12 protein-coding genes are annotated in these 13,922 nt (G+C 61.6%); 2 read left to right on the top strand and 10 right to left on the bottom strand.

What is annotated here, in order from left to right; all coding sequences use genetic code 11:
* Positions 1–171 precede the first annotated feature (171 nt).
* From ACQZ5G_RS20805 to ACQZ5G_RS20765, 9 genes are all read right to left on the bottom strand, one after another.
* Positions 172–1,707: an ABC transporter substrate-binding protein gene (locus ACQZ5G_RS20805; protein WP_448738260.1), complete on the bottom strand. Its 1,536-nt coding sequence runs from the start codon at positions 1,705–1,707 to the stop codon at positions 172–174.
* Positions 1,708–1,889: 182 nt separating this feature from the next.
* A complete protein-coding gene (locus ACQZ5G_RS20800) occupies positions 1,890–2,792 on the bottom strand; it encodes a LysR family transcriptional regulator (RefSeq protein ID WP_065655290.1) in 903 nt (300 codons plus the stop codon).
* A gap of 177 nt (positions 2,793–2,969) precedes the next feature.
* The gene (locus ACQZ5G_RS20795; protein ID WP_448738259.1) at positions 2,970–3,719 is read right to left on the bottom strand and encodes an ABC transporter ATP-binding protein; all 750 of its coding nucleotides are present in this window, start codon (positions 3,717–3,719) and stop codon (positions 2,970–2,972) included.
* The gene (locus ACQZ5G_RS20790; RefSeq protein WP_003523148.1) at positions 3,716–4,552 is read right to left on the bottom strand and encodes an ABC transporter ATP-binding protein; all 837 of its coding nucleotides are present in this window, start codon (positions 4,550–4,552) and stop codon (positions 3,716–3,718) included. The genes ACQZ5G_RS20795 and ACQZ5G_RS20790 overlap by 4 nt, the downstream gene beginning before the upstream one ends.
* The gene (locus tag ACQZ5G_RS20785; RefSeq protein ID WP_003523147.1) at positions 4,549–5,481 is read right to left on the bottom strand and encodes an ABC transporter permease; all 933 of its coding nucleotides are present in this window, start codon (positions 5,479–5,481) and stop codon (positions 4,549–4,551) included. Before ACQZ5G_RS20785 ends, ACQZ5G_RS20790 begins: the two co-directional genes overlap by 4 nt.
* Entirely contained in the window at positions 5,478–6,545 is a 1,068-nt protein-coding gene (locus ACQZ5G_RS20780; RefSeq protein ID WP_035239611.1) for an ABC transporter permease subunit, read from the bottom strand. The genes ACQZ5G_RS20785 and ACQZ5G_RS20780 overlap by 4 nt, the downstream gene beginning before the upstream one ends.
* 18 nt (positions 6,546–6,563) lie before the next feature.
* On the bottom strand, positions 6,564–8,204 hold the full coding sequence (locus ACQZ5G_RS20775; RefSeq protein WP_448738258.1) for an ABC transporter substrate-binding protein: 1,641 nt from the start codon (positions 8,202–8,204) through the stop codon (positions 6,564–6,566).
* 49 nt (positions 8,205–8,253) lie between these two features.
* The gene (locus tag ACQZ5G_RS20770; RefSeq protein ID WP_003523143.1) at positions 8,254–9,309 is read right to left on the bottom strand and encodes a dipeptidase; all 1,056 of its coding nucleotides are present in this window, start codon (positions 9,307–9,309) and stop codon (positions 8,254–8,256) included.
* Positions 9,310–9,516: 207 nt separating this feature from the next.
* The gene (locus tag ACQZ5G_RS20765) at positions 9,517–10,224 is read right to left on the bottom strand and encodes a phosphoribosyltransferase (RefSeq protein ID WP_003523142.1); all 708 of its coding nucleotides are present in this window, start codon (positions 10,222–10,224) and stop codon (positions 9,517–9,519) included.
* A 234-nt stretch (positions 10,225–10,458) separates the two neighbouring features.
* Between ACQZ5G_RS20765 and ACQZ5G_RS20760 the strand changes: the two genes are divergently transcribed.
* The gene (locus ACQZ5G_RS20760) at positions 10,459–11,631 is read left to right on the top strand and encodes a M20 aminoacylase family protein (protein ID WP_059761247.1); all 1,173 of its coding nucleotides are present in this window, start codon (positions 10,459–10,461) and stop codon (positions 11,629–11,631) included.
* An 11-nt stretch (positions 11,632–11,642) separates the two neighbouring features.
* Here the strand turns inward: ACQZ5G_RS20760 and ACQZ5G_RS20755 are convergent, their stop codons facing one another.
* A complete protein-coding gene (locus tag ACQZ5G_RS20755) occupies positions 11,643–12,890 on the bottom strand; it encodes an MFS transporter (RefSeq protein ID WP_448738257.1) in 1,248 nt (415 codons plus the stop codon).
* 92 nt (positions 12,891–12,982) lie between these two features.
* Here ACQZ5G_RS20755 and ACQZ5G_RS20750 point away from each other — a divergent pair, with 92 nt between their 5' ends.
* Positions 12,983–13,906 (top strand): LysR family transcriptional regulator, encoded by a 924-nt coding sequence (locus tag ACQZ5G_RS20750; protein ID WP_448738256.1) that lies wholly within the window; start codon positions 12,983–12,985, stop codon positions 13,904–13,906.
* The last annotated feature ends 16 nt before the right edge of the window (positions 13,907–13,922 follow it).

Below are 13,922 nucleotides of genomic sequence, written 5' to 3'. Positions count from 1 at the left end.
TCCAGTTATCTCTCTCCCGTCATTCCGGCCCTGAGCCGGAATCCAGCCGACGCGCGTCTGCGCGGCGGAGAGAGCCCTTTCAGCCCAAGGACTTGGGCTGGCTGGATGCCGGATCATCCTCGGGCTCGACCCGGGGACCGGCATGACGGAAGAAACGGCTATCGACAAACGTCACTCTTCCCAATGCACATCCGTCAGCACATTCGAGGGAATGGGCTCGTTTTCCCAAAGCCCCTTCACCTTCTTGTCCCAGACACCGAGTTTCGGCATGACGAAAAGGAAGAGAGCCGGCACGTCCTCGGCGAGGATTTTCTGGGCTTCGCCATAGAGTTTTTCCTGCTCGCCGGCATCCGCCGTCTTTTCGACATTCGCCACGACCTCGTTGAAGGCCGGGTTCTTGTAATTGAAATAATAGGGATCGCGCGCGTAGATATCGATATCCATCGGCTCCGCATGGGCAACGATGGTCATGTCGTAATCCGCGCCTTTGAGAACATCCGCCACCCACTTCGCCGGAAACTCGGTGGTCTCGATGGTCATGGTCACGCCGAGTTCGGCAAACATCGCCTGCAGGATTTGTGAGGTGCGCTGGGCATAGGCCATTTGCGGGGCCTTGATGGTGAAGTTGAAACCATCCGGATAACCGGCTTCGGCAAGCAGCGCCTTGGCCTTGTCGATATCAAAGGGGTGAACGCCCGTTGTATCGATATAGCCGCGGTCATTCGGGGTGTAATGGCTGCCGATGGCCGTGCCGAAGCCGGACCAGGCGCCTTCAATGACAGTACCGCGATCCACCGCCATCATCAGCGCCTGACGCACGCGCTTGTCGTCAAAGGGCTTGCGGGCATTGTTCATGCCGGCCACGACCTTCAACTCGGTATTGCCAACGAAGGTGCCGAGGCGCGCGTCGCCATCGAAGGAGGTCATCAGTTCCGGTGCGCCGAATTCCGGGAAGGCATCGATATCGCCGGATTTCAGCGCCGCGGCCTGCGCCTGCGGGTCGGAGACGAAACGGAAGGTCGCTTTCTCCAGCTTCACCGCCACGGCCTTGTCCCAATAGGCGTCGCTCTTCTGCAGCTCGACCTTGTCGCCCTTGGCCCAGGCCACGAATTTGAACGGGCCGGTGCCGATTGGCGTGGTGCGGTTATTCTCCGCGCTTTTCGGCGCCACCATCACGGAGGCCGGCCAGCCGAGCCAGTAGAGAAGGCTGCCGGCCGGCTGCTTCAGCTTCAGCACCAGCGTTGCGGCATCCGGCGTCTCGATACTGTCGATGGCGGCGAAGAAGCGTTTCTGCGGATTGACCGAGCTTTCGCCACGCGCCCGATCCAGCGAAAATTTCGCGACAGAGGAATCGAAGGTCTCGCCATCATGGAAGGTCACGCCCTTGCGCAGCTTGAACGTATAGGTCTTGCCATCAGGGGAAATTTCCCAGCTTTCGGCAAGCTGCGGCTTTACCTTGCCTTCGCGGTCGATCTTCACCAGACCTTCGAAGACATTCTGCCAGGTGACCTGGCCGATGGCGACGGGGGCGGCAATGGTCGGATCGAGGCCGGCCGGCTCGACGGCCATGCCAAGCGTCAGCGCGGTTTTCGGCGCGGCTTCGGCAACCGTTGCCGAAAGCGGCAGCCAGAGCGCCGTGCCCAAGGCAAGGGTCAGCGCGGTACGGCGCGAAAGCGTTGCCGCCTGCGAAAGATAAGTGCGTGGCATCATTGTCCCCTGTCTGGCGGCCGGGGCATTTTTGCCCTCGGAAGACCGCCCGTTGCAAAAAGAGTGTCATGTTGCAGGCGCACACACAATCTCGATTTTTGTGTGCTCCGTGTAGCTGAAATGGCTACACGGAAATGCAGATGGAAATCAACCTTCCGGGCGGAAAGACCAAACCGCCCCGCTTATCCCGCCGTCGCCTCGCGCATGAAACGCTCGATGAAATCGGCGAGCTTGGAGGCGGCGAAGGACAATTGCCGGTCGGGCGCAACGCAGAGATCGATCTGGGTGTGGATGCCCTTCTTGCCGGAGAGCGGAACGGCGACCATCTGGCCGCTGCGGATTTCCCGCGCCACCGAGAGCGCCGGCAAAAGCGTGGCGGCGGCGTGGCCCAGCACCAGTTCCTTCAGCATTTCCAAAGAGCTGGTGATGAAGACGGGATCAAGCTCGATGCCCGCATCGGCAAACAGCGTGTCGAAGGCCTGACGCGCGGCAAAACTCTTGTCCGGCAGGGCGAGCGGCAGGCTGGCCAGCTCTTTGAGCGAGACTTCCGGCTGGGCGGCGAGCGCATGGCCGGCCGGGAAGATCGCATCGTAGCTGATGCGGGTGCGCGAGCGCACTTTTACGCCGGAAAGCTTCGGCGCGAACAGGCTGACGACTAGATCCGCTTCCGCCGCACCCAACGCCTCCATTGCCTGCCGGGCGCTGGTAATATGCACCTCGAAGCGCAGCTTCGGATATTTCAGGCTGAACTGCGCCAGCACGGGCGCCAAAAGGTTCGCCACCGTCGCGCCATTGGCATAGACCGTGACCCGGCCGCGCTGAAGCCCCTTCAGATCGTCGATGAGCTGATGAACATGGTCGAGTTCCCGCAACGTCTTGCCGGCGCGGGCGGCGAGCAGCTCTCCCGCAGCCGTCAGCTTCACGCCGCGGCTGGAACGCTCCACCAGCGGCGAGCCGAAATAATATTCGAGGTTCTCGATCTGCCGGCTCACCGCTGTCGGTGCCACATTCAGGTTTTCCGCCGCGGCGCGCATGGAATTGGTGCGGACCAGTTCGTCGAAATACATCAATGCGCGCAGTTGCATGGTCTGGATACCCTGTTTTGGCCGACACCGTCCGTCATGCCGGGCTTGACCCGGCATCCAGCGCGATCAAGTCCTTGATCGCAATAGAGTCTCTGACCGCGCAGACGCGCGGTCGCTGGATTCCGGCTCAAGGCCGGAATGACGGAAGATGTCATTTGACCCGACTATAGCGGCACCTCAAGCGCGCTTGAAGCCCTCGCTCGCCACCAGCAGCTGCCTTGTATAATCCGCACTGAATTCCCGGCTTTCCAGCGCCTCGGCTTCCAGCATTTCCACCACCTTGCCGCTTTTCATCACCGCAAGGCGATCGCACATATGGCTGATGACGCCGAGATCGTGGCTGACCATGACGAAGGTGAGATTGCGGTCCTTGCGGGCCTGTTCCAGCAGGTTGAGGATTTCCGCCTGAATGGAGGCGTCGAGCGCCGAGGTCGGCTCATCCAGCAGCAGGATTTTCGGCTCGACGATCAGCGCACGCGCAATGGCGATGCGCTGGCGCTGGCCGCCGGAAAGCTGGTGCGAATACCGGAAGCGGAAGCCGGAACCGAGACCGACTTCATCCAGTGCGCGGGCAATGCGCTTTTCGCGATTGTCGAGACCGTGGATGACCAGCGGTTCGAGCAGCAGCGCATCCACCGTCTGGCGCGGGTGAAGCGAGCCATAGGGGTCCTGAAACACCATCTGCACATCGCTATAAAAGCTCTTGTCGCGGTGCTTGCCGGAATAGGAGCGCCCGGCGACCATCAAGGAGCCTTCATCAAAATGGTTGAGGCCGGCAATGGCGCGCAGCAGTGTCGATTTGCCGGAACCGGATTCGCCGACAATGCCGAAAGATTCACCCTCGGCCACATCGATGCTGACGCTGTCGAGCGCGATGTAGCCGTCGAAATCGACCACCATGTCGCGAACGGAAAGAACTGAACTCATGCGCGCCACTCCGGCTTGCGTTCCAGAACCGGCAGCGGATGCCGGTGGCCGCCAATCTCCGGCAGGCAGTTCAGCAGGCCCTGCGTATAGGGGTGTTTCGCTTCCTTCAGATTGGCGGAAGACAGCTCTTCCACCACCTTGCCGGCATACATGACGAGAACACGGTCGCAGAAAGACGAGACGAGGCGCAGATCGTGGCTGACGAAAATCAGCCCCATGCCGCGGTCGCGCACCAGCTTGTCGAGAATGTCGAGCACTTCGAGCTGCACCGTCACATCGAGCGCCGAAGTCGGTTCGTCGGCGATCAACAGTTCCGGGCCGCAGACCAGCATCATGGCGATCATGACACGCTGGCCCATGCCGCCGGAAACCTCGTGCGGGTAAAGATCGAAGACGCGTTCCGGGTCGCGTATCTGCACGGCTTCGAGCATGGCGAGCGTGCGCTGGCGCGCCTCGCTGCCGCCGATCTTTTCATGGGTGCGCAGGGTTTCCATGATCTGGCGGCCGATGGTCATGACCGGGTTCAGCGAATATTTCGGGTCCTGCAGGATCATGGCCATGCGCTTGCCGCGCATGATCCGCCGCTCTTTTGCAGACGCCTTGAGCAGATCGATGTCGCCGAAGCGCAGCGCATCCGCCTCGATACGCGCATTTTTCGGCGTCAGCCCCATGATGGCGCGGCCTGTCTGCGATTTTCCGGAGCCGGATTCGCCGACGATGCCGAGACGCTCGCGCCCGAGCGTGAAGGACACGCCGCGCACCGCCTCCACGAGCCCGGTGCGGGTGGGAAAGGACACGCGGAGATTCTCTACGGTCAGAAGCGGCGCGCTCATTGGCCCGCCTCCTTGGGGTCCAGCGCATCGCGCAGGCCATCGCCCAGCAGGTTGAAACCGAGGCTGACGATGAGGATCGCCACGCCGGGCATGGCCGCGACCCACCATTGATCGAGGATGAAGCGGCGACCCGAAGCGATCATCGCGCCCCATTCCGGCAGCGGCGGCTGTGCGCCGAGACCGAGGAAGCCGAGACCGGCGGCAGTGAGGATGATGCCGGCCATATCCAGCGTCACGCGCACGATGAGCGACGACAGGCAGAGCGGCATTACGTGCTTCAGCACGATACGGAAGGGCGACGCGCCCATGAGCTTGACCGCGGCGATGAAATCGGAATTGCGGAAGGTCATGGTTTCGGCGCGCGCGATGCGCGCATAGGGCGGCCATGAGGTGAGCGCGATGGCGAGCACCGCGTTTTCGATGCCCGGCCCAAGCGCCGCGACCAGCGCCAGCGCCAGAACGAGCTTCGGAAAGGCAAGGAAGATATCGGTGATGCGCATCAGCACCGCATCCACCCAGCCGCCGGCATAACCGGAAACCGTGCCGACGATGAGGCCGACGGGGGCCGCGATGATGGCGACCAGCAGAACCACGAACAGCGTCAGCCGCGAACCGTGGATGAGGCGCGAGAGAATATCGCGGCCCTGATCGTCGGTGCCCAGCAGATAACCTTCCGTGCCGGGCGGCAACAGCCGTGCATTGCGCAGATCGCCCTGCACCGGGTTATGCGGGGCCAGAACATCGGCAAACAGCGCCACGAACAGCAGCGCGATGATGATGGCCAGCCCGAGCAGCGCCAGACGGTTTTCCGAAAAGCGCCGCCAGATGACATAGGCGCGGCCAAGCCGCGCCTGCTTGCGCGAGGCCGGCCGGTCGGAGAGCAGCCATTCGCGACTATAGGGTTTGATCGTATCGGTCGAAAGGGTCATCGGCTGCGCGTCCTTGGATCGAGCGTCCGGTAAAGCAGATCGGAGAAGAGATTGATGCCGACGAAGATGGCGCCGATCACGATGGTGCCACCAAGAACGGCATTCATATCCGCATTCTGCAGGGAATTGGTAATGTAGAGGCCAAGCCCCGGCCAGGCGAAGATGGTTTCGGTCAGCACCGAACCTTCGAGCAGACCGGCATAGGAGAGCGCAATCACCGTCACCAGCGGCACGGCGGCGTTGCGCAGCGCGTGGAACCAGATGATGCGGGTTTCCGAAAGCCCCTTGGCGCGGGCCGCAACGATATATTCCTGGCTAAGCTCGTTCAGCATGAAGGAGCGCGTCATGCGGCTGATATAGGCCAGCGAAAAATAGCCGAGCAGAGAGGCTGGCAGGATGATGTGGCGGAACAGGTCCCACAACACGTCCCATTGCCGCTGCCAGATCGCGTCGATCAGGAAGAAGCCCGTGACCGGCGTGAAGGTGAATTCATAGACGATATCCATGCGGCCGGGATAGGCGACCCATTGCAGCCGGGCGTAAAACACCAGCAGCGCCAGCAGGCCGAGCCAGAAGATCGGCACGGAGTAACCGATGAGGCCGATGACGCGCACCACCTGGTCGGCAAAGCTGCCACGCTTGACGGCGGCAAGCACGCCGAGCGGAATGCCGAAGACGGCGCCGATGATGGTGCCGAGCGTGGCAAGCTCGATGGTGGCCGGGAACACCCGCTTGATATCCTCCATCACCGGATTGGTGGTGAGGACGGAGGTGCCGAAATCGCCCGATAGCGCCTGCTTCAGATAAAGAAAGAACTGCTGCCAGAGCGGCAAGTTGAGGCCGAGCTGCTCACGCACCCGCTCGACCACATGCGCAGGCGCACGGTCGCCGACGATCGCCAGTGCGGGATCGATCGGCACCACGCGGCCAATGAAGAATGTGACCGCCATCAGCCCCAGAAAGGTGGTGATGACGGTGACGGCGAAGCCGAGAACGGCTTTCACGCGGGCATTGGCACGGCGTTTGCCGTGCCTCGCCCTGCTGTTGCTTTCAACCATGCTCAAGAGACCGATCCTTCCGGATCATTCCTTGGAAATGGTGTAGACGAAGTTGGTGTCGAAGCTCGGTCCGAGCTTCAGGCCCTTCAGCTTGGCGGAATATCCCGCCACTTCCGTCTGCTGGAAGATGATGACGAAGGGACCCTTCGCCAGAACTTCCTTCTGCAGGTTTTCATAGATGGCGGCGCGCTTGGCGCTGTCCTTCTCCAGAAGCGCCGACTGGGTTTCCTTGGTCAGATCGGGAACGTCCCAGGCATTGCGCCAGGCGAGCGTCTTGTTCTTGCCCTCGTCGGAATTGTCGTAGTTGATGGTGAAGGTTTCCGCATTCGAGTTCGGGTCGAAATAGTCCGAACCCCACTGGCCAATGTAGATATCATGCGTGCGGGCGCGATATTTGGTCAGCGTCTGCTTGCCGTCGCCGGGGATGATTTCCAGCTTGATGCCGGCCTGCGCCAGCGTCTGCTGCACGCTTTCGGCAATGCCGGTCACCGGCTGGGTGTTGCGCACATCCATGGACACGGTAAAGCCGTCCTTCAGGCCGCCCTTGGCGAGAAGCTCCTTCGCCTTGGCGACGTCCAGCTTGTAGGGGTTCTCGTCAAGCGCGCCGAGCTGGCCCTTCGGCAGGAAGGTCTGGTGAACTTCGCCGATGCCCTTGATGATCGTCGCGCCGATGGCATCGTAGTCGACCAGATATTTGAAGGCTTCGATGACCTCGGGCTTCTTCAGGTTCTCGTTCTTCTGGTTGAGGCTGAAATAATAGACGGTGCCCTTCGGCGCGGAGGTGACGGCAAGGCCTTCCTTCTTGGAAACGGCTTCCATGTCGCCCGGCTCGAGGTTGCGGGCCACATCGATATCGCCGTTTTCAAGCGCCAGGCGCTGGCCCGAGCTTTCCTTCATGTGGCGATAGACCACACGCTTCAGCTTCGGCTTCTCGCCGTAATAATTCGGGTTGGCCTCGAGGATGACCGCTTCATTGGCCTTCCAACCGAGGATTTTGTAAGGGCCGGAACCGGCATAACCGGTCTTCAGGAACTCGTTGCCGAAATCGGTATCGTATTTGTAATCGGCGCTCGGCGTAACCGACTTGGCCTTTTCCGTCACGAATTTCTTGTCGACCACCGAAGCGACGGTTGCGGTCAGCACGTTCAGCACGAAGCTCGGCGCATAGGGCTTGTCGACCGTCAGAACGAAGGTGTTCGCATCCGCAGCCTTCGCCTTTTCGGTGACGTTATCACCGCTGAGACCGAACTGGGTCAGCAGGAATGCCGGCGACTTGTCGAGCTTCACGGCGCGTTCGAAGGAGAAGGCCACATCATCGGCCGTGACCGGATTGCCGGAGGCGAATTTCAGGCCGGATTTCAGCTTGAATGTATAAGTCAGGCCGTCCTCGGAGGTCGTCCAGCTTTCGGCCAGATCGCCGATCACCTTGGACGTGTCGTTGAGATCGATGGAAACCAGCTTGCTGTAGGTGTTGCCGGTGACTTCGGCGGCGGAAAGTTCGAAAGCCTCGCCCGGATCGAGCGTGATGATGTCATCGATGGCGAAACCTTCGACCAGCGTATCGGCCGGCGTTGCGGCAAAAGCATGGGGCGCGGCCAGCATCATCAGCGACAAAGCGGCGCTGGTGCTCAGAATACGCATGGATTTGTTGAGCGATTTGATCATAGGATCTCCCCTTTTGTTATAAGCTTGATTTGGTTCGCTTCAGCTCTTCTCAGGCCGCCTCGTGCCAGGCCTGAGACAAAACACGCAGCCAGTTTTCCCGGCATATTTTAGCAAGTTCTCCATCACCGTAGCCCGCCGATTTCAGCGCCGCAACCAGATTGTGATTGCCGCTCGCATCGGCAACGCCGACGGGTATCGTCGCGCCGTCGAAGTCCGATCCCAGCGCCACGCAATCGATGCCCATGCGCTCCACCATGTAATCGATATGGCGCACCATGTCGGAAAGCGGCGTATCGGCAATGTCGCGCGCATCCGCGCGCAGCATGGTCACGGCATAATTAAGCCCCACCAGCCCGCCGCTTTCCCTGATGGCATCCATCTGCTTGTCGGTGAGATTGCGGGCCACCGGGGTAAGCGCATGCGCATTGGAATGGCTGGCGATCAGCGGCTGGTTGGTGGTCTTCGCCACATCCCAGAAGCCTTTTTCGGTGATATGCGCGAGATCGATGAGAATGCCGAGCCTGTTGCATTCCTTCACCAGCGCAAAACCGGCGTCGGTGAGGCCGGGCGCCGTATCGGGAGACATGGGATAAGAGAAAGGAACGCCATGGCCGAAGATATTGTGCCGGCTCCAGACCGGGCCGAGCGAGCGCAGGCCGGCGGCGTAAAACACCTCCAGCGCATCGAGATCGCCCCCGATCGCCTCGCAGCCTTCCATATGCAGCACGGCGGCGAAGATATCCTCGGCAAAGGCCTTGCGGATATCGGCCGTGGAGCGGCAAAGCCGCCACGCGCCGGCGCGGTCCAGCCTCAGCGCAATCGCCGCCTTTTCCATGGCGATATCGAGCGAGGGCTGCCGCTCCAGTGGGGAGGCGAGCGGCGTGTTGTAATGGCCGCTTTCATCCGGTTCCTGAAGGATGAGATCGCCGGAGGGAATATAGATCGCGCAGATGCCGCCGCCGAGGCCGCCTGCCCTCGCACGCGGGCCATCTATATGGCCTTCGCGTGTGCCGTTCCTGAATTCGGCCACCGGATCGGCGCCGGCCTTGCTGTTGCGCCACAACCTAAGCAGCACATCATTATGACCGTCGAACACTGCGTGCATGGGAAGAAATTCCAGTCATCGGAAAGAACAAAACGGGGGCGGGCAGACGCCGGGATGACACCGCGCGAAAGCAAACCGGCGCATAGTTCGCCGACCGCTATTGTCTGTCGGGGGCGATCTTAGGACGATCTCTTCGAGCTTCGCAAGACACAAATTAGGCAGCGGTGAAATTATCACCACTTGCCTTTTGCCGGAATTTGCGCTTCGTCAGGCGCGCCAGCCGCCTTCCGCTTTCGTGAGCAGCGGCGTTGAAAAAACACCCCTCACCCGCTCCGGCCACTCCGGCCCGAAAGCGGCGATTTTTTCCCGCCAGCGATCCGATTGCAGCATGGCCGCGCCGATGACGGCGGGCCGAATGCCGGAGGCGGCGAGAAGCGAAAGACCTGCTATGATGGAGCTGCCGCTGGAGATGACATCATCCACCAGCGCCACCCGCCGGTTCTCGATGAGCGGCAGCATGCGCGGATCGATATAGAGCCGTTTTTCCTGCCTTGTGGTGATGGAGGACATCGGCACCGACAATTCCTCCAGATACCAGAATTTGCGCGAGGTGCCGAGCGGCACGTAACGGGAATGGCCGAGATGCCGGGCAACGGCGGCGGCGAGCGTCAGTCCCAGCGTCGGCAGGCCGATGACGACATCGGGCTTGAAGGGAAGAAGCTGTGCGGCGAGATCGGCCGCCAGCGCCTCGAGCACCTCAAAAGAGGCCTGATTGACGATGAGCGAGGCGAGCGCATGTTCGCCATCCGCCAGCGGCCTTATCGGCAGACATATCTGCCTTCCATCATCCAGCGCCGCTGGAAAGAAGGCGGAATGCGGGCCTGCCGTTTCGAAGCTGCGGCGCGGATGGATCTCCTGCCAGAACTCATGCGGCGCGGCGGGAGAATGGGCGGCAGGCGATGCGGATGACGGCATCGGTTTTTCCTTTCAGAACCGGGATGGCGCAAGGCGGAGGCGGTTTTCAGCCGCGCCAATCCCGTTCGGCAGATTAGTCATTTTAGCAACCACAGAGACGCTGCGGGTTCATTTCATTGGCTTTTTCCGCTACACACTTTTGCTGGAAATGCTCTAGAAGAGAAAAAAGCAACAGGCATTCGGATGAACCCACCTATGACGCGGGTTTTTCCCATATTCAAGGACAAGCTGCCCATGAGACTGCTGGACCGCATCGGCGAGGACCTGCCATTCCTGACGGAGCTTCGCCACGACCTGCACGCGCATCCCGAACTGGGTTTTGAAGAGGAAAGAACCAGCGCCATCGTCGCCGATCTTCTCGAGCGTGCCGGGCTGAAGGTGCATCGCGGTCTCGGCGGCACCGGCGTGGTCGCCACGCTGCAGGTGGGCAACGGCACCCGCAGCATCGGCCTGCGCGCCGATATGGATGCGCTTGCCATGCCGGAAGTTCCCGACCGGCCCTATAAATCGAAATTTCCCGGAAAAATGCATGCCTGCGGCCATGACGGCCACACCGCCATGCTGCTGGGTGCTGCGCGTTACCTCGCAAAGACCCGCGATTTTTCCGGCACCGTGCATTTCATTTTCCAGCCGGCGGAAGAAGGCCGCGGCGGCGCGAAAAAAATGGTGGAGGACGGGCTTTTCACCCTGTTTCCCTGCGATGCGGTCTATGGCCTGCATAATATGCCGGGGCTCGGCATCGACGAAATGGCAGTGGTGGAAGGCCCGCAGCTCGCCTCTTCCGATAGCTGGCGCGTGACGTTCAAAGGCATTGGCACCCACGGCGCCAAGCCGCATCTCGGCCGCGATCCGGTAACGGCGGCGGGCACCTTCCTCGCCTCGCTGCAAACCATCGTCGGCCGCGTCGTCGATCCGCTGCAACCCGCCGTGGTCAGCGCCTGTTCGGTGCAGGCGGGCGACCCGAAGGCGCTCAACGTCATTCCCGATCTCGTCGAAATCGGCGGCACGGCGCGCGCTTATGCGGCTGACGTGCGCGACCAGCTCGAAGCGGAAATCGGCAGGCTGGCGAAGGGCACGGCGGCAATGTTCGGCATCGAGGCGCATTACGAATTCATCCGCCGGATTCCACCCGTCATCAACGAGGCGGATGCGACGAAACGGGCGCTGCGCGCCGCAAGAACCGTCTTCGGCAACCGGACCCGCAACGCCTTCCCGCCCTCGACCGCCGGCGACGATTTTGCCTTCTTCGCGGGCGAAGCGCCCGGCTGCTACGTCTGGCTGGGCAACGGCCCGGCGGTGGATGGCGCGCTGCACCACAACACCTCCTACGACTTCAACGATGCGGCCATCGTGCCGGGCGTGGCGTTCTGGGCGACGCTGGTGGAGCAGGAACTGGCGGCGGAGTGACGGCGACGCCCTCAGACGATCCGGGCACCGGGGCGAGCGAGGCTGGCTAAAATTCCGGCAAGCGCGCAGCCGGCGGTAATCGCCATGATGCCGGGCCAGCCGGCATGGATCCAGAACCAGCCGCCGACCCAGCCGGTGATGCTCGCTCCGCAATAATAAAACAGCAGATAAAGCGCGGAAGCATGGCTTTTGGCGGCGCCCGCATTGGCCCCCACTCCGCTGCTGGCAGCCGAATGCCCGATGAAAAATCCGACGGTTATCGCCGCAATCCCCGCCACGATGAGGATGATGCTTGAGGCGAATGTGAGCAGGATACCGGCAAGAATGGTGGAAAAGGCAACCACCAGCATGATCCGTCGGCTGAACCGGTCGACCAGCGCGCCGCCATAGGAGGACGCGACGATACCCAGGGCAAAGGTCAGGAAAATCATGCTGACGGCGGTGCGGCCCAATTCGTAAGGCGGCGCGACGAGGCGAAAGGCGCAATAGTTGAAAACGGTGGTGAACACGCTCGTCAGCATCGCGCCCAGGAAATAGAACCGCCGAAGTTCCGGGTTTCCAAGATGTTGCACCCATATTCTCAGATGATTTTTAAGCGGCATGTGCTGCGGCCGGAAATTCCGCGAGGGCGGAAGCAGCAGCAGGAAGCCGATGGCCGCGAGGATGCAGACCGCCCCCAGCGCATACATTGCCACCTGCCAGGAGGTATAGGCGGACACCAGCCCCATGCCGACACGCCCCGCCATGGAGCCGAAGGCCGTGCCGCCGACATAAAGCCCCATCGCCTTGCCGAGGCTGGAAGGTTCGATCTCCTCGGCAAGATAAGCCATGGCGACAGCCGGAACGCCGCCGAGCACGAAGCCTTCCAGCGCACGGGCGGCAAGCAGCCATGCCCAGCCTTGCGTGCTTGCCGCAATGATATTGGCGATGGCCGCCAGCATCATCGAAACGAACATCAGATTTCTGCGGGTGAAGAGCTGGGCAAAGGCGCCGCTGAGAAGAATGGCGAAGGCAAGCGTTCCCGTCGTCAGCGACAAAGCGAGCGATGCGGTTGCAGGGTTGATGCCGAATTCCGCCGGAAATTCCGGCAAGAGCGGCTGCACGCAATAGATCAGCGAAAAGCTGGCGAAGCCCGCGAGGAAAAGCGCCCAGCTCGCCCGGCGAAACTGGCGGCTTCCCTGCCGTATCCAGAGCACATCCGACGGCTCCTCCGTCATGACGATCGGCGGGGTGAAATCCTGTTTTTTGAGCTGGCGCATCGGGTTTGTCCTTTTCGCTCCCAGCTATAGCGCAGCTCCGTCTTTCATTCTAATATATGGAAGGCGTTCCAATCATATCTGGATCTAATATCATGGAACTCAGGCACATCCGCTATTTTCTGGCCATCGCCAATGAAGGCAGTTTTACGCGGGCGGCAGAACATCTGGGAATCGCGCAGCCGCCGCTCAGCCAGCAGATAAAGGTTCTGGAACAGGAAATCGGCGTTCGGCTCTTCCGGCGTCTCGCACATGGCGCGGAACTGACACCGGCGGGCCATGCCTTTCGTGCTGCGGTGACCCATATTCCGCATCAGGTGGGCGAAGGTGTCCGGCTCGCACGCAGGGCGGCGGCCGGCGAAACCGGCATTCTGAGAATAGGCGTTACCGGCACGGCGGCGCTCAACCCTCTGGTTCCGGCCTGCATCCGCACCTACAGACGCCAATATCCCGACGTGGAACTTCAGGTGATGGAGGCTGCTGCCCTGGCGTTGACGCCGGCTCTCCTCGAAGATCGGCTGGACGTGGCGCTTTTGCGCCCTTCTCAATTCGATCCCGATACATTGCTCGAGGAAGTGCTCACCGACGAACCGCTTCTGGTCGCCCTGCCGGCATCCCATCCGCTCGCGCGGCGCGGCACCGCCATAGACCTGATGGAATTGCGCGACGACCCTTTCATTCTGACGCCACGCAACGTCGGCACCAGCCTTCACGATGCATCGATAAAAGCCTGCCAGGAGGCCGGTTTCACGCCGCGCCTCGGGCCGGCGGCACCGCAAATCGCCTCGATATTGTCGCTGGTCGCGGCCGAACTCGGAGTTTCCCTCCTTCCGGAATCCGTCGCGCAGGTCAAAATGCAGAACATCGTCCTATTACCCTCCAGCGGCCCGCCGCCGCGGCTTTCCATATCGCTCGCCTATCGGCGCGGAACGACATCGCCGGTGGTGAAGAATTTCGTGTTGGCGGCGCGCATTGCCGCGCGCGAAACACAGACGCCTGATGAGCCCACCGTCGAATAAACCGCAGCCCGCAGAT

The organism is Agrobacterium sp. 22-214-1, assembly GCF_053522465.1.
This window is presented reverse-complemented; position numbering and strand designations above follow the sequence as displayed.